General features: G+C 66.2%; 14 protein-coding genes. 12 read left to right on the forward strand and 2 right to left on the reverse strand.

What is annotated here, in order from left to right; genetic code table 11:
• The first annotated feature begins 17 nt into the window (after positions 1-17).
• Complete coding sequence (locus tag AACL56_RS08155; RefSeq protein ID WP_339089324.1) at positions 18-632, forward strand: hypothetical protein; 615 nt, start codon at positions 18-20, stop codon at positions 630-632.
• 71 nt (positions 633-703) lie between these two features.
• Here the strand turns inward: AACL56_RS08155 and ilvA are convergent, their stop codons facing one another.
• Positions 704-2329, reverse strand: a complete 1626-nt coding sequence (gene ilvA / locus AACL56_RS08160; RefSeq protein ID WP_339089325.1) for a threonine ammonia-lyase, biosynthetic — start codon at positions 2327-2329, stop codon at positions 704-706.
• Positions 2330-2593: 264 nt separating this feature from the next.
• On the opposite strand from ilvA, the gene AACL56_RS08165 reads away from it, so the two are divergent.
• Positions 2594-3043 carry an OsmC family protein gene (locus AACL56_RS08165; RefSeq protein ID WP_339092827.1) on the forward strand — a complete coding sequence of 150 codons (450 nt, stop codon included), beginning with the start codon at positions 2594-2596 and terminating at the stop codon, positions 3041-3043.
• A gap of 18 nt (positions 3044-3061) precedes the next feature.
• On the opposite strand, the gene coq7 is transcribed toward AACL56_RS08165, so the two are convergent.
• On the reverse strand, positions 3062-3691 hold the full coding sequence (gene coq7, locus AACL56_RS08170; protein ID WP_339089326.1) for a 2-polyprenyl-3-methyl-6-methoxy-1,4-benzoquinone monooxygenase: 630 nt from the start codon (positions 3689-3691) through the stop codon (positions 3062-3064).
• 280 nt (positions 3692-3971) lie between these two features.
• On the opposite strand from coq7, the gene AACL56_RS08175 reads away from it, so the two are divergent.
• From AACL56_RS08175 to ygiD, 10 genes are all read left to right on the forward strand, one after another.
• Positions 3972-5234, forward strand: a complete 1263-nt coding sequence (locus AACL56_RS08175; RefSeq protein ID WP_339089327.1) for a porin — start codon at positions 3972-3974, stop codon at positions 5232-5234.
• Positions 5235-5440: 206 nt separating this feature from the next.
• Complete coding sequence (locus AACL56_RS08180) at positions 5441-6421, forward strand: ABC transporter permease (protein WP_339089328.1); 981 nt, start codon at positions 5441-5443, stop codon at positions 6419-6421.
• A 1-nt stretch (position 6422) separates the two neighbouring features.
• On the forward strand, positions 6423-7694 hold the full coding sequence (locus tag AACL56_RS08185; protein ID WP_339089329.1) for a M20 aminoacylase family protein: 1272 nt from the start codon (positions 6423-6425) through the stop codon (positions 7692-7694).
• Between the two features lie 31 nt (positions 7695-7725).
• Positions 7726-9306: an ABC transporter substrate-binding protein gene (locus tag AACL56_RS08190; RefSeq protein ID WP_339089330.1), complete on the forward strand. Its 1581-nt coding sequence runs from the start codon at positions 7726-7728 to the stop codon at positions 9304-9306.
• A gap of 248 nt (positions 9307-9554) precedes the next feature.
• Entirely contained in the window at positions 9555-10466 is a 912-nt protein-coding gene (locus tag AACL56_RS08195) for an ABC transporter permease (RefSeq protein ID WP_339089331.1), read from the forward strand.
• Between the two features lie 133 nt (positions 10467-10599).
• A complete protein-coding gene (locus AACL56_RS08200) occupies positions 10600-11670 on the forward strand; it encodes an ABC transporter ATP-binding protein (RefSeq protein ID WP_339089332.1) in 1071 nt (356 codons plus the stop codon).
• The gene (locus AACL56_RS08205; protein ID WP_339089333.1) at positions 11667-12707 is read left to right on the forward strand and encodes an ABC transporter ATP-binding protein; all 1041 of its coding nucleotides are present in this window, start codon (positions 11667-11669) and stop codon (positions 12705-12707) included. Before AACL56_RS08200 ends, AACL56_RS08205 begins: the two co-directional genes overlap by 4 nt.
• 94 nt (positions 12708-12801) lie before the next feature.
• On the forward strand, positions 12802-12981 hold the full coding sequence (locus tag AACL56_RS08210) for a DUF3311 domain-containing protein (protein WP_339089334.1): 180 nt from the start codon (positions 12802-12804) through the stop codon (positions 12979-12981).
• The gene (mctP, locus tag AACL56_RS08215; protein ID WP_339092828.1) at positions 12981-14486 is read left to right on the forward strand and encodes a monocarboxylate uptake permease MctP; all 1506 of its coding nucleotides are present in this window, start codon (positions 12981-12983) and stop codon (positions 14484-14486) included. The genes AACL56_RS08210 and mctP overlap by 1 nt, the downstream gene beginning before the upstream one ends.
• Positions 14487-14578: 92 nt before the next feature.
• On the forward strand, positions 14579-15481 hold the full coding sequence (gene ygiD / locus AACL56_RS08220; RefSeq protein ID WP_339089335.1) for a 4,5-DOPA dioxygenase extradiol: 903 nt from the start codon (positions 14579-14581) through the stop codon (positions 15479-15481).
• Positions 15482-15484: the final 3 nt, after the last annotated feature.

Below are 15484 nucleotides of genomic sequence, written 5' to 3' on the forward strand. Positions count from 1 at the left end.
CATGATAATCCGCGCCCATGACAAGTCCTTACTCCGCCGCCCGCTGGCATGCCCCACTTGCAACCACGGGGCTTTGGGCGCTGGCAGCCGGCGCCGCGGTGTTCTGGGGACTGCGTCTTGCGTCGCCCGCGGACGCGGTGGCAGCCGCCGCGACGATGCCGCGGCCGTCGGTGTCGGCCGACACGGATGCGGTGGCGCGGCTGCTGGGCGTGCTGCCTGCGTCCGGCGCGGCGCCTGCAGCGCCCGAGGCCGCCAGCCGCTTCGCGCTGTCGGGCGTGGTGGCGGACCCTTCGAAGCAGGGCGCTGCGCTGATCTCCATCGACGGCAAGGCGCCGCGGCCATTCCGCGTCGGTGCCAAGGTCGGCGACAACTACGTGCTGCAGTCGGTGGGGCTGCGCTCGGCCACGCTGGGTGCGCAGATTGACGGTCCCGCCGCGTTCACGCTGCAGTTGCCGGTGCGCGCGCCGATCAGCGTGTCGAGCGCGCCGGGCGCGACCGCCGGGCTTCCGACGGTGGCGTCGCCGCCGCCCGTGCCGATGACCATGTCCGCACCGCCGCCCGCAACCATGCCGGCCGTGATGACGCCTCCGCCGTCTCAGCAGCAACCGCCGCCGCAGCAGCCCGCGCAGTAACGGCGCGACGACCATGAAAAACGCCCGCGAACGCGGGCGTTGTCTTTTTCTCTTTCAGCCGTTGCGCGTTTTCAGGCCTGCAGGAAGAGCCGGTACGCCGGGTTGGCCGTTTCCTCGACATAAGGGTAGCCCAGCGTCTCGAGGAAGGCGTCGAATTCCTTCGATTCGCCCGAAGGCACCTGCAAACCGACCAGGATGCGGCCGTAGTCGGCGCCCTGGTTGCGGTAGTGGAACAGGCTGATGTTCCAGTTCGGGCGCATCAGGCTGAGGAACTTCAACAGTGCGCCGGGCCGTTCGGGGAACACGAAGCGCAGCAGGCGCTCGTCGTGCGCCAGGCCGGTGCGGCCGCCCACGAGGTGGCGAAGATGTTCCTTGGCCAGCTCGTCGTGCGTGAGGTCGAGCGCATCGAAGCCGTGGTCGTTGAAGGTTTGCGCGATGGCGGCGGACTCGCCGCGCTCCGACGTCGTGAGGCCGACGAACACGTGGGCCTTGGCCGCATCGCTGATGCGGTAGTTGAACTCGGTCACGTTGCGCAGTGCACCGCCGGGGGCGCCCGGCGCTCCGGCGTCGCGTGCCGGCATTTCGCTGACCAGTTCGCAGAAGCGCCGGAAGCTGCCGCGCTCCTCGGGGATGGTCACCGCGAACAGCGCCTCGCGTTCCTCGCCGACTTCCGCGCGTTCGGCCACGAAGCGCAGCCGGTCGAAGTTCATGTTGGCACCGCACAGGATGGCCGCGTAGGTCTCGCCTTGACGGCCGTGCTGGGCCACGTATTCCTTGATGGCAGCCACCGCCAGCGCGCCGGCAGGCTCGACGATGCTGCGCGTGTCCACGAAGATGTCCTTGATGGCCGCGCACACGGCGTCGGTATCGACGGCGATGTAGTCGTCCACGAGGTCGCTGGCGATGCGGAAGGTTTCCTCGCCGACCAGCTTGACGGCGGTGCCGTCCGAGAACAGGCCGACGTCGGGGAGGCTCACGCGCTGGTGGGCTGCGACCGATTGCATCATCGCGTCGGAGTCGTTCATCTGCACGCCGATGATCCGGATCTCGGGACGCACGGCCTTGATGTAGTTGGCCACGCCGGAGATCAGGCCGCCACCGCCGATCGCGACGAACACGGCGTCGAGCGGCCCCTGGTGCTGGCGCAGGATCTCCATTGCGATGGTGCCCTGGCCCGCGATGACGTCGGGGTCGTCGAACGGGTGCACGAAAGTCAGGTTCTGCAGTTTCTGCAATTCGAGAGCGTGCAGATAGGCATCGGAATAGCTTTCGCCGTGCAGCACGATTTCTCCGCCGAAGCCGCGCACAGCGTCGATTTTCAATCGCGGCGTAGTCACCGGCATCACGATCACGGCACGAGTGCCCAGCTTGCGCGCTCCCAATGCAACACCTTGCGCGTGATTGCCGGCCGATGCGCAAATCACGCCGCTCGCCAATTGCGCGGCATTCAGATGCGCCATCTTGTTATAGGCACCACGCAGCTTGAAGCTGAACACCGGTTGCTGGTCTTCGCGCTTGAGCAGCACTATGTTGCCCAGCCGTTCGCTGAGCGCGCGCGCCTTTTCAAGCGCGGACTCGACGGCGACATCGTAGACGCGGGCGTTTAGGATCTTTCTGAGGTAATCGGCCGGCGTCAGTGCTGCGGACGTCGAAGAGGGAGGTGCATCGCGCACGATTGTGTCCAAGGGAGTGTTCATTGCCAGCCGCCGATGATACGAGCCGGCTTTGCGGAGCCTGATTCGAGTTCAGCGGAAAGAAAAAAGCCCCGAGCTTTGCAGCTCGGGGCTAAATCCACCAATTGGAAGGGTGGAGGAGACAACTGGGTGCGCATACGTTTGCGCAATGAAATAAAGTATATCGACTGTTTGTTGCGTTGCAACAAGCAAGTGACGCTTTTCCCACACACAAACGGGTGTCGATGCGCATTTCTGCCAGACATTCTTCAACAAAACCAGAAAACCATGGAATGCACAGTGAGTTGGACCGGCGATGCCGGCACGCGATCGGCCATGGGCTTCGTTGCCGAAACCGGCAGCGGCCATGTGCTGATGATGGACGGCGCCCCCGACGCGTCGAAGCCTGAGAACGGCGGCCAGAACCTGGCAGCGCGTCCGATGGAAACCGTGCTGGCAGGCACCGGTGGGTGCACTGCCTATGACGTGGTGCTCATACTGAAGCGCGGGCGGCACCGCGTCGAGCGCTGCAGCGTCAAGCTGACGAGCGAACGCGCCGAGAAGGACCCGAAGGTCTTCACGAAGATCCACATGCACTTCACCGTGGCGGGCAAGGGTATTCCGGCGTCCGCGGTGGAGCGCGCGATCGCCTTGAGTCACGAAACTTATTGCTCTGCCAGCATCATGTTGGCGAAAACAGCCGAGATCACGACCAGTTTCGACCTGATCGAGACCTGAAGCGATGGCCCAAGCCGCCTAGATGCGGTGCGCTACCGTCGTCATGACGCGGGAGGCCGCGCGCATCAAGGCCTTTGCCGGTGCCGGAAGCTCTGCGGCACCGGCCTCGACGGCATGTGCTGCGTGGCGTGCCTCGTCCGACTTCATCTGTTCGACCACGGCCCGGGAGGCGCTGTCGGCCGCGGGCAACCGGCTCAGATGGCCGTCCAGATGAGCTTCCACCTGGCGTTCGGTCTCAGCGACAAACCCGAGGCTCCACGGGTCGCCCAGTCGTCCCGCCACCAGCCCGAGGCCGAATGCGCCGGCATACCAGAGCGGATTCAGAATGGACGGCCGCGCACCGAGTTCGTCGAGCCGCTGTCGCGTCCATGCAAGATGGTCGGTTTCTTCGTTGGCCGCTTCGATGAACTGCGCGCGCAGGCCCGGATCTCGCGCCACGGCCGCCTGTGCGGTGTAGAGGGCCTGGGCGCAGACCTCACCGACATGATTGACCCGCATCAGCGCGCCGGCTTCGCGGCGTTCGGCTTCACTCATTTCGCCGGGCGCCTCTGAGGGAGCCGGCGTGGCTCGGCTCGCGTGCGGGCGTGCGAACAGGGTGCGCAGGGCGGAGTCTGCCGCGGTCAGGACGGGGTCGAACAGTGACGTCATGCGGCTATTTGAACGTACAGCCGAAAAGCCCCGGTTGATGCGCGTCACATTTCATATCGTGGTGCAAACAACGCCTAAGGCCGTTGTTGCAGACGTGCAACGAAACCTGCAGACCGGCCAACATTTCGGGCGAATTGTTTTGCCCTGCCGCAGCGGCTCTGGTGCAATAGCAACAACTTCCCAAAAGGAGGTTGGCCCGGGGTCCGGTGGGAGCACAAAGTGCCAGTCACGGTGAGCCCTTCGCACCGGAGCCCTATGTTTAACCTTGGAGAAACTTGCAATGAAAAAATCTCTAGTTGCTCTGGCTGCCCTGGCTGTTGCCGGTGTTGCCTCGGCTCAGTCGTCCGTCACGCTGTTCGGCGTGGTCGACGCGTCGATCAGCGGCTACTCGAATACCGCGCGCGACCAACGTGCGACCGTTTTCCCCAACGCTTTCGGCATCCCCACGTACCTGAACCAAGGTTCGGTGAAGACCAGCCGTCGTGAACTGGCTAACTCGGCTTACAACTCCAGCCGTCTGGGCTTCCGTGGTACGGAAGACCTGGGTGGTGGCCTGGCAGCCAGCTTCTGGCTCGAAGCCCCGATCACCAACGACGACGGCCAGCAAGGCGTTTCGACGTTCGCTCGTCGTTCGACCGTGAGCCTGTCGGGTGGTTTCGGTGAACTGCGTCTGGGTCGTGACTACACCGCCACGTTCTGGAACGACACCGTGTTCGACCCGTTCGGCACCAATGGCGTCGGCACCAACCTGGTGTTCACCGCCAGCGCTGCATTCGCCGGCTTCAACGGCACGGCTCCCGCTCCGGTTCCTGGCATCACCAACGTGAGCACCTCGAACTACACGCGCGCCAGCAACATGGTCGCTTACTTCCTGCCCCCGAACCTGGGCGGTTTCTACGGCCAAGTGCAGTACGGCTTCAGCGAGAAGACCAAGTACGACAACGGTTTCTACACGCCTAACGTTGCAAACAACTCGCGTCAAGGCCGTTACGTTGGTGGCCGTTTCGGCTACGCCAACGGTCCTCTGGACGTCGCAGTTGCCTACGGCAGCAGCACGGTCGGCGACGAGTACTACGTTGGCACGACCAACAAGGTCAACACCGCCAACCTGGGTGCTTCGTACGACTTCGGTCCTGTGAAGCTGTTCGGTGAACTGTCGCGTTCGAAGAACAAGATCGACTACGAAGTGACCCCCGTCCTGGGCGGCCGTCCTGACATCGATCTGACCGGCTACCTGCTGGGTGTGACCGTGCCTGTCGGCGCTGGCCTGATCCGCGCTTCGTGGTCGCATGTCAAGTACGACCAGAACCTGCCGAGCAACCCGTTTGCTGTGAACCCGGCAGATCCGAAGGCCAACAAGATCGCTCTGGGCTACGTGCACAACCTGTCGAAGCGCACGGCTCTGTACGCTACGGTTGCTCGCATCAGCAACAAGAACGGTGCTGGCCTGACGGTTGGCGGCCCGGCCTTCTACAATGTTGGCGGCGCCTTCACCCCGAAGAACTCCACCGGCTACGACTTCGGTATCCGTCACGCTTTCTAATTTGACGCTGGCGTAAGCCAGCTTCGAATCAAAAGCTCGAAAGCCACTCGACGAAAGTCGAGTGGCTTTTTTCGTTGCGAGCTTGTTCGGGCGTGAGCTCGGCAGACAAGTGTTGGCAAAGAGCACCATCGGTGTGCACCCCCGGGGAACCCCCGTGCGGGCACGTACCTTGCACTGCTAGCATGACCGCTCACTTCTGGTGCTGAATGATTGCCTTTGTACTGCGTCGCCTGATCCAGGCCGTGATCGTGATGGTCGCGGTCGCGTTCATTGCCTTCCTTCTCTTTCAATATGTCGGTGATCCGGTCGTGTTCCTGCTGGGACAGGACGCGAAGCCCGAGCAGATCCGTGAATTGCGCGCCGCACTGGGGCTCGACCAACCCTTCTTCGTGCAGTTCTGGCACTTCCTGGTGAATGCCGCGCAGGGAGAGTTCGGCCTGAGCCTTCGCCAGGGCGCCAAGGTGTCGCGGCTGATCGGCGAGCGCTTTCCCGCCACGCTCGAGCTGGCCCTGGTGGCTGCCGCGCTCGCACTGTTCATCGGTATTCCAATGGGCGTCTACACCGCGTTGCGCCGAGGCTCCTTCATGAGCCAGGTGTTCATGACCGTGTCGCTGCTCGGCGTGTCGCTGCCGACCTTCCTGATCGGCATCCTGCTGATCCTGGTCTTTGCGGTGCTGCTGGGCTGGTTCCCGAGCTTCGGCCGCGGCGAGACGGTTCAGCTCGGCTGGTGGAGCAGCGGGCTCTTGCGCGCCGACGGCTGGCACCACATCGTGCTCCCGGCGGTGACGCTGGCGATCTTCCAGCTCACGCTCATCATGCGGCTGGTACGTGCAGAGATGCTCGAGGTGCTGCGCACCGACTACATCAAATTCGCGCGCGCACGCGGGCTGTCGAACCGCGCGATTCATTTCGGGCATGCGCTCAAGAACACGCTGGTGCCCGTGATGACCATCACCGGCCTGCAGCTCGGCGGACTGATCGCGTTCGCCATCATCACCGAGTCGGTATTTCAGTGGCCGGGCATGGGCCTGCTGTTCATCCAGGCCGTGACCTTCGCCGACATCCCGGTGATGGCCGCCTATCTCTGTCTCATTGCCTTGATCTTCGTGGTGATCAATCTCGTGGTCGACCTGCTGTATTTCGTGGTCGATCCGCGTCTGCGCGTGGGCAAGGCGGGAGGGCATTGACATGACTGAAGCGGTATTGGAGGCGCCTCGCCTCAAGGCAGCGGGTCGCGCGTTCGCGCACATCGCGAATTTCTATCCGGAGATCGAGGCGTTCCGCCGCGACCTGCACGCGCACCCCGAACTCGGTTTCGAAGAGGTCTACACCTCGGGGCGCGTGCGCGAGGCGCTGCGTGCATGCGGTGTCGACGAGATCCATGAAGGCATCGGCAAGACCGGCGTGGTGGGCGTGATCCGCGGAAGGTCCACGGCCAGCGGCCGCATGATCGGTCTGCGGGCCGACATGGACGCGCTGCCGATGCGCGAGGACAACGACTTCGGCTGGCGCTCCGCCAGCGATGGCCTGATGCACGGCTGCGGCCACGACGGCCACACCGCCATGCTGGTCGGCGCGGCGCGCTATCTCGCCGAGACGCGCGACTTCGACGGCACCGCCGTGCTGATCTTCCAGCCCGGCGAGGAAGGCTTCGCCGGAGCGCGCGTGATGATCGAGGACGGCCTCTTCGACCGCTTCCCGGTGGATGCGGTCTACGCCATGCACAACTGGCCCGCCATGCCGGCCGGGACCGTGGGCATCAACCGCGGCGCGATGATGGCCGCGGCCGACCGCATCACGATCCACATCAAGGGCAAGGGCGGTCACGGCGCGCACGCCTACCAGACGATCGACCCCGTGGTGGTCGCGGCGCACATCATCACGGCAGCGCAGACCATCGTCTCGCGCAACGTGCGTCCGATCGATGCCGCGGTGCTCAGCATCTGCGCGATGCAGGCTGGCGACCTCGGCGCCATGAGCGTGATACCCGGCGAGGCCACCCTCGTGGGCACCGTGCGCACCTTCAGCGCGCGGGTGCAGGCGCAGGTCGAGCAGCGGCTGCGCGAACTGTGCGCGGCCATCGCCTCCGGCTTCGGTGCCACCGCCAGCATCGAGTACGAGCGCATCTATCCCGCCACCATCAACACCGCGCCGGAGGCCATGTTCGCGGCCGACGTGGCGCAGGCGCTGGTGGGTGCGAAGAACGTCGACCGCAACATGGAGCCCAGCATGGGCGCGGAAGACTTCTCCTTCATGCTGCAGAAGAAAGCCGGCGCCTACCTGCGCATCGGCCAGAACGTGCACAACGGTGCATACCTGCACAACAGCCGCTACGACTTCAACGACCAGATCCTGCCGCTCGGCGCCGCGCTGCATGCCGGCCTGATCGAGCAGGGCATGCCGCTCGCCGCTACCCGCGGTGCGCAGCAAGGGAAAGCAGCCGCCACCGCGGCGACGTGATGTGTTCGATTTCAACCCGAGGAGTGTCCCCATGAGTTTCAAGAAGAGCGTGGCTGCGGCCGCCGTTTTGTGCGCCCTGGGCGCCGTCAGCATGGTCGCCGGCGCGCAGACCATCCGCATCGCCAACCAGGGCGACGCGCTGTCGCTCGATCCGCACTCGCTCAACGAGTCGCTGCAGTTGAGCGTCACCGCCAACGTCTATGAAACCCTCGTGGGCCGCAACAAGGACCTGAGCCTGGCGCCGCTGCTGGCCACCAGCTGGAAGCAGACCTCGCCCACGGTCTGGCGCTTCGAGCTGCGCAAGGGCGTGGTGTTCCACGACGGCACGCCGTTCACCGCCGACGACGTGGTCTTCAGCTTCGCGCGCGCGCAGGGCGACGGCTCCGACATGCGTGCCACGCTCAGCGACATCAAGGCCGTGCGCAAGGTCGGGGACCTCGCCGTCGAGATCGAGACCAACGGCCCGTTCCCGATCCTGCCCGACGTGATCTCGCTCACCATGATCATGAGCAAGAAATGGTGCGAGGAAAACCAGGCCACCAAGCCGGTGGACCGCCGCAAGGGCATCGAGAACACGGCCTCGTTCAAGGCCAACGGCACCGGTCCGTTCCGCGTGCGCGAGCGCCAGCCGAACGTGCGCACCGTGTTCACGCGCAACGGCACCTACTGGGGCAAGATCGACGGCAACGCGCAGGAAGTGATCTTCACGCCCATCGCCAATCCCGCCACCCGCGTGGCCGCGCTGGTCTCCGGCGAAGTCGACGTGATGGAGCCCGTGCCGGTGCAGGACATCGCCCGCATCAATGCCGCGCCCAACGCCCGCGTCATCACCGGTCCCGAGATGCGCACCATCTTCCTGGGCATGGACCAGAAGCGCGACGAACTGCAGTACTCGAACGTGAAGGGCAAGAACCCGTTCAAGGACAAGCGCGTGCGCCAGGCCTTCTACCAGGCCATCGACATCGTCGGCATCCAGAAGACGGTGATGCGCGGCGCCTCGCGTCCCACCGGCCTGCTGGTGGGCCCGGGCATCAACGGCTGGACGGCCGAGCAGGACAAGCGCCTGCCCTACGACGTCGAGGCCGCCAAGAAGCTGCTGACCGAAGCCGGCTACCCCAACGGCTTCGAGGTGTCGCTGAACTGTCCGAACGACCGCTACGTCAACGACGGCCAGATCTGCCAGAGCGTGGCGTCCAACCTCGCGAAGATCGGCGTCAAGATCAACCTCGTGGCCGAGACCAAGGGCACCTATTTCCCCAAGGTGCTGCGCCGCGACACCAGCTTCTACATGCTGGGCTGGACCCCCACCACGTATGACTCCCACAACGCGCTGAGCTCGCTCACCTCGTGCCCGGACGACAAGGGCACCGGCCAGTTCAACCTGGGGGCGTACTGCAATCCGAAGCTCGACGAGCTGACGAAGAAGATCCAGTCGGAAACCGACAAGGCCAAGCGCAACGAGATGATCAAGGAAGCGTTCACGATCCATGCCGACGACGTCGGTCACCTGCCGCTGCACCAGCAGTCGCTGGCATGGGGCGTGAGCAAGAAGGTCGAGCTGGTTCAACTGGCCGACAACTTCATGTACTTCAAGTGGATGAGCATCAAGTAAGTTGACCCAGGGCTGCGCCGCGGCGCAGCCCGACCATGGGCCCGCTTCTTGCGGGCCCATTCCTTTTTGCCTCACGATGAAAAATAACCCCCACGCTTCCCTTGCTGCGCAAGGTCCGCTGCCCCCCGAGGGGGCCGCTTTTTCCCTTGGGGCGGCCCGGCGATGAAAAATAACCCCCACGCTTTCCTTGCTGCGCAAGGTCCGCTGCCCCCCGAGGGGGCCGCTTTTTCTCTTGGGGCGGCCCGGCGATGAAAAAGACACTCGTCCGCTGGCTCGACAGCGACGTCGGCTACAGCTTCCGCACCTCGCCCGTGGCGATCGCCGCTGCGTTCATCGCGCTGGTGTGCGTGGTCTGCGCGGTGTTCGCAGGCTGGGTCTCGCCGCACAACCCCTTCGACCTGGCCGCGCTCGAGCTCGGCGACGCGCGCCTGCCGCCCGCATGGAGCGCCGAAGGTTCGTCCAAGTACCTGCTCGGCACCGACGACCAGGGGCGCGACATTCTTTCGGCCGTGATCTACGGCGCGCGCATCTCGTTGATCGTCGGCCTGGTGTCGGTGGTGCTCTCGGTCGCGGTCGGGGTGGTGCTGGGCCTGCTGGCGGGCTTCTTCGGCGGCTGGCTCGACTCCTTCCTCATGCGCGTGTGCGACGTGATGCTGTCGTTCCCGCCGATCCTGGTGGCGCTGCTCATCGCCGGCGTCGGTCGCGCGCTCTTTCCGGGCGCTCACGAGTCGCTGGCCTTCGGGGTGCTGATCATCTCGATCTCGCTCACCGGCTGGGTGCAGTACGCGCGCACCGTGCGAGGCTCCACGCTGGTGGAGCGCAACAAGGAATACGTGCAGGCCGCGCGCGTGACCGGTGTTGCGCCGATGCGCATCATGCTGCGCCACGTGCTGCCCAACGTGATGGGGCCGGTGATGGTGCTGGCGACGATCCAGGTGGCCACCGCAATCATCACCGAGGCCACGCTGTCGTTCCTGGGGGTGGGCGTGCCGCCCACGTCGCCCTCGCTGGGCACGCTCATCAGCATCGGCAACCAGTACCTGTTCTCGGGCGAATGGTGGATCACGGTGTTCCCGGGCCTGATGCTGGTGCTGATCGCACTCAGCGTGAACCTGCTGGGCGACTGGCTGCGCGACGCGCTCAACCCGAGGCTGCGATGATCTCCCCCAGTCTTCGCGCACTTCGTGTCGTCTCGCCAACCCCCTCGCCGGGGGCAACACCGGCGGCCCGGCCAGGCCGGTTCAGCGGTGTCTCTGCAATGTCGCCCTCTGGAGCCCCATGGAAGGTAGCGCCATGAGCCTGCTGCAAGTCAAAGACCTCGTCGTCGAGTTTCCGCACCGCCGCGGCACGCTGCGCGCGCTCGACCGCATTTCGTTCGACATCGCACCCGGGGAGATCCTGGGCGTGGTGGGCGAGTCGGGCGCCGGCAAGTCGCTCACGGGCGCGGCCATCATCGGCTTGCTCGAGCCGCCGGGCCGCGTGGCCGGCGGCGAGATCGTGCTCGACGGCCAGCGCATCGACAACCTCGGCTTCGATGCCATGCGCCCGATTCGCGGGCGCAAGATCGGCGCGATCTTCCAGGACCCGCTCACCTCGCTGAACCCGCTTTACACGGTGGGCCAGCAACTGATCGAGACCATCCGCGCCCATCTGCCCGTGACCGAGTCGGAAGCGCGCAAGCGTGCCATCGGCCTGCTGCAGGACACCGGCATCCCCGCGGCCGAACAGCGCATCGATCATTTCCCGCACCAGTTCTCCGGCGGCATGCGGCAGCGCGTGGTGATCGCGCTGGCGCTGGCGGCGGAGCCCAAGCTCATCGTCGCCGACGAGCCGACCACCGCGCTCGACGTATCGATCCAGGCGCAGATCATCCAGCTGCTCAAGCGCATCTGCAAGGAACGCGGCGCGGCGGTGATGCTCATCACGCACGACATGGGCGTGATCGCCGAGACCTGCGACCGCGTGGCCGTGATGTACGCGGGCCGCGTCGCGGAGATCGGCCCGGTTCACGAGGTGATCCACCAGCCGGCGCATCCCTACACCGCGGGCCTGATGGCCTCGATCCCCGACATGGCCAGCGACCGCGAGCGGCTCAACCAGATCGACGGCGCGATGCCGCGGCTGAATGCCATTCCCGCCGGCTGCGCATACAACCCGCGTTGCCCGCGCACGTTCGCGCGCTGCCTGTCCGAACGGCCCGAGCTGATGCATGCCGGTGCCACCCGCGCGGCCTGCTGGCTGCACGACGCCGCCGACCCGCATCTCGGCCAGGCCGAGATCGCGGCGAAGCACCATGACGCCCTGGCGGCCGGCGAGCGCGCCACGCCCGAGGCGGCCGAACCCATCGTGGAGGTGACGCGATGAGCGCCGTGATCGAACCCCGCAACGCCGCAACCTCGGGCGCCGGCGGCGAGCCCCTGGTGGTCGCGCACGACCTCGCGCGCACCTTCGACGTCTCGCCGCCCTGGCTCAACCGCGTGCTCGAACGCAAGCCGCGCGTGCTGCTGCACGCGGTGGACGGCGTGAGCTTTTCCATCGAGCGCGGCAAGACGCTGGCGCTGGTGGGCGAATCGGGCTGCGGCAAGAGCACCGTGGCGCGGCTGCTGGTGGGGCTGTACGCGCCCACGCGCGGCGGCCTGCAGTTCGACGGACAGGACGCGCACGCCGCGTTCAAGACCGCCGAAGGCCGCAAGCTGCGCCGGCGCATCCAGATGATCTTCCAGGATCCGTACGCGAGCCTCAACCCGCGCTGGATCGTGGAAGACATCATCGGAGAGCCGCTGCGCGAGCACGACATCCTGAGCGACAAGGCCGCGCTGCGCGAGCGCGTGGGCGAGTTGCTGAAGTCGGTCGGCCTGTCACCGCTGGACATGAGCAAGTACCCGCACCAGTTCTCCGGCGGCCAGCGCCAGCGCATCTCCATCGCGCGCGCGCTCGCCACGCAGCCCGAGTTCCTGGTGTGCGACGAACCCACCTCCGCGCTCGACGTGAGCGTGCAGGCGCAGGTGCTCAACATCATGAAGGACCTGCAGCGCGAGCAGGGCCTGACCTACCTGTTCATCTCGCACAACCTCGCGGTGGTCCGCCACGTGGCCGACCAGGTCGGCGTGATGTATCTGGGCCGCCTGGTCGAGGTGGCGGACAAGCAGAAGCTCTTCGCCGAGCCGCAGCACCCTTACACGCGCATGCTGCTGGACGCCATTCCGCAGATGAAGCACACGGGCCGCCAGCGCACGCCGGTGCAGGGCGAGGTGCCGAACCCGCTGAACCCGCCCACGGGGTGCGCGTTTCATCCGCGCTGCCCGCATGCCAATGCGCGCTGCTCGGCGGAGCGCCCGAAGCTGCTGAGCATTCGCGGCGTGCAGGTGGCCTGCCACGCGGCCGAGGAGGGCCGCATCTAGCAGCACACGCTATTCCGGGTCGGCGCCGCGTGTTCGGCTTTCGGTCTATAACTCCTTGGTGCTTTCGTAAAAATCACACCAAGGAGAACAGCACATGTGGGCCTTGCTCTTGTTGCCCTTCATCGGGCTTCTGTGGCTGCCGTTCTACAACAGCCCGTTGCCGGAGCTGTTCGGCTTTCCCTTCTTCTACTGGTACCAGCTGCTGTGGGTGCCGATCACGGCACTGCTGATCTGGGTCGTGTACCGCCACGGCTATGAAGAGGGAGACGAATGATGGACGGCCAGATCAACTGGACCGCGCTCTCGGTCTTCGTCTTCTTCTTCCTGCTGGTCACGGTGATGGGCTTCTGGGCCTCGCGCTGGCAAAGCGGCGGCGCCAGCAGCAAGGGCGCGCACCTGGACGAATGGGGCTTGGGCGGGCGCAACTTCGGCACCTGGATCACCTGGTTCCTGGTGGGCGGCGACTTCTATACCGCCTACACCGTGATCGCCGTGCCGGCGCTGGTGTACGCCGTCGGGGCCTACGGCTTCTTCGCGCTGCCGTACACCATCCTCGTGTACCCGATCGTCTTCGTCATCATGCCCCGGCTCTGGCACGCGGCGCACAAGGCGGGCCATGTGACCGCGGCCGACGTGGTGTACGGGCGCTACGGCTCGCGCGCGCTGGAGCTGGCCATCGCGGTCACGGGCGTGGTCGCGACCATGCCCTACATCGCGCTGCAGCTGGTGGGCATGGAGGTGGTCATCAAGGCCCTGGGCCTCACCGGCGAACTGCCGCTGGCGGCGGCCTTCGTGATCCTGGCGCTGTACACCTACTCGGCCGGCTTGCGCGCGCCGGCGCTCATCGCCTTCGTCAAGGACCTGATGATCTACATCGTGGTGCTGGTGGCAGTGGTGCTGGTGCCCATGAAGCTGGGCGGCTACGGCAGCGTGTTCCATGCGGCCGGCGACGCCTTCGCGGCGAAGGGCGGCGCGACCGGGCTCACGCTCAAGCCGGCGCAGTACCTGCCGTACGCCAGCCTGGCGCTGGGCTCGGCGCTCGCGGCCTTCATGTACCCGCACACGCTCACCGGCATCTTCGCGGCCAAAAGCGCCAACACCATCCGCAAGAACGCGGTGTTCCTGCCGGCGTACACCGTGCTGCTGGGGCTGATCGCGCTCCTGGGCTACATGGCGTACGCCGCGCACCTGCAGGTCAAGAGCAACAACGACGTGGTGCCCGCGCTCTTCAACGCCCTGTTCCCCTCGTGGTTCGCCGGTTTCGCGTTCGCGGCCATCGCCATCGGCGCGCTGGTGCCGGCGGCGGTGATGTCGATCGGCGCGGCCAACCTGTTCACGCGCAACTTCTGGAAGGCCTACGTGAAGCCCGATGTCACGCCCGCGGGCGAGGCCAAGGTGGCGAAGATCGTGTCGCTCGTGGTCAAGCTGGGCGCGCTGGTGTTCATCCTGTTCCTGCCGACGCAGTTCGCGCTCGACCTGCAGCTGCTGGGCGGCCTGTGGATCCTGCAGACCTTTCCCGCGGTGGTGTTCGGCCTGTTCTTCCGCTGGTTCCGCGCGCCTGCGCTGCTCGCGGGCTGGGCCGTGGGGCTGGCCGGCGGCAGCTGGCTGGCGTTCTCGGACGGCATCAAGCCGGTGCACACCTTCGTGATCGGCGGCGACAGCTACACGCTCTACACCGGACTGACTGCGCTGGTGCTCAACATCGTGGTGGCGGTCGTGGTGCAGCTGGTGGTCAAGGGCGGGCCGCTGCGCGAGCCTCCGGTGCTCGCCAGAAAGTAAGCGCCGCAGGCCGGGCCGCGGCGTCCTTCGAAAAAGTGTGCGCAAAGGCACCGCCTTGCGCCCGAAACTGTTGCAGAGTGGCGGCCATGCCGATGACGACCAATCTTGCAACCTCCGAACTGGGCCGCCGCGGCTTCCTGATGGGCACGGCCCTCGGCGCAACCGCGGTGCTGGCCTCGCTGGCGTGCAGCGTCCGCACCGCCGGCGCGGCCACGCGGCGCATGCCGGTGGTCTTCATCGGCCACGGCTCGCCGATGAACGCCATCAGCGACAACGCCTTCACGCGACGCCTGTCGGCCTGGGGCCGCGAACTGCCGAGACCCACTGCCATCCTGAGCGTCTCTGCGCACTGGCTCAGCCGCGGCGCCACCGGCGTGGGTGTGCAGGCGAACCCGAAGACGATCCACGACTTCGGCGGCTTTCCGCAGGCGCTGTTCGACATCGAATACCCTGCGCCCGGTCATCCCGCACTGGCCCGCGAGGCCGTCGGTGCGGTGAAGCAGTCGCCGGTGATCGCCACCGAGCAATGGGGCCTCGACCACGGTACGTGGTCGGTCCTGAAGCATCTCTATCCAAAGGCCGACGTGCCGGTTTTCCAGCTCAGCATCGACTACGACAAGCCCGCCGCCTTCCACTACGCCGTGGGCCGCGACCTGTCCGCGCTGCGCGACAAGGGCGTGCTGGTGATGGGCAGCGGCAACGTGGTGCACAACCTGCGCGCCACCGACCGCGGCACGCCGGACGGTCCGGGCGCGAGCCGACCGTGGGCGCAGTCGTTCGACGATGCGGTGAAGTCTGCGCTGGCGGTGCGCGACGACCGGGCGCTGGTCGACTACGCGAGGCTGGAAGGCGCGGCCACCGCAGTGGCGACGCCCGATCACTACTACCCGTTCCTGTATGCCCTCGGTGCCGCCGGCAGTGGCGAACGTGCGAAGACGATCTACGAAGGGTTCCAGTCCGGCACGCTCAGCATGCGCTGCCTGCAGTTCGGCTGACGG

The sequence above is a fragment of the Variovorax paradoxus genome, assembly GCF_902712855.1.
GTDB classification, from domain to species: domain Bacteria; phylum Pseudomonadota; class Gammaproteobacteria; order Burkholderiales; family Burkholderiaceae_C; genus Variovorax; species Variovorax paradoxus_Q.

Bases quoted from the DNA above. Each gene is read 5' to 3' on its own strand.
- AACL56_RS08155 (WP_339089324.1), top strand. From the start codon at position 18: ATGACAAGTCCTTACTCCGCCGCCCGCTGGCATGCCCCACTTGCAACC.
- ilvA (WP_339089325.1), bottom strand. From the start codon at position 2,329: ATGAACACTCCCTTGGACACAATCGTGCGCGATGCACCTCCCTCTTCG.
- AACL56_RS08165 (WP_339092827.1), top strand. From the start codon at position 2,594: ATGGAATGCACAGTGAGTTGGACCGGCGATGCCGGCACGCGATCGGCC.
- coq7 (WP_339089326.1), bottom strand. From the start codon at position 3,691: ATGACGTCACTGTTCGACCCCGTCCTGACCGCGGCAGACTCCGCCCTG.
- AACL56_RS08175 (WP_339089327.1), top strand. From the start codon at position 3,972: ATGAAAAAATCTCTAGTTGCTCTGGCTGCCCTGGCTGTTGCCGGTGTT.
- AACL56_RS08180 (WP_339089328.1), top strand. From the start codon at position 5,441: ATGATTGCCTTTGTACTGCGTCGCCTGATCCAGGCCGTGATCGTGATG.
- AACL56_RS08185 (WP_339089329.1), top strand. From the start codon at position 6,423: ATGACTGAAGCGGTATTGGAGGCGCCTCGCCTCAAGGCAGCGGGTCGC.
- AACL56_RS08190 (WP_339089330.1), top strand. From the start codon at position 7,726: ATGAGTTTCAAGAAGAGCGTGGCTGCGGCCGCCGTTTTGTGCGCCCTG.
- AACL56_RS08195 (WP_339089331.1), top strand. From the start codon at position 9,555: ATGAAAAAGACACTCGTCCGCTGGCTCGACAGCGACGTCGGCTACAGC.
- AACL56_RS08200 (WP_339089332.1), top strand. From the start codon at position 10,600: ATGAGCCTGCTGCAAGTCAAAGACCTCGTCGTCGAGTTTCCGCACCGC.
- AACL56_RS08205 (WP_339089333.1), top strand. From the start codon at position 11,667: ATGAGCGCCGTGATCGAACCCCGCAACGCCGCAACCTCGGGCGCCGGC.
- AACL56_RS08210 (WP_339089334.1), top strand. From the start codon at position 12,802: ATGTGGGCCTTGCTCTTGTTGCCCTTCATCGGGCTTCTGTGGCTGCCG.
- mctP (WP_339092828.1), top strand. From the start codon at position 12,981: ATGGACGGCCAGATCAACTGGACCGCGCTCTCGGTCTTCGTCTTCTTC.
- ygiD (WP_339089335.1), top strand. From the start codon at position 14,579: ATGACGACCAATCTTGCAACCTCCGAACTGGGCCGCCGCGGCTTCCTG.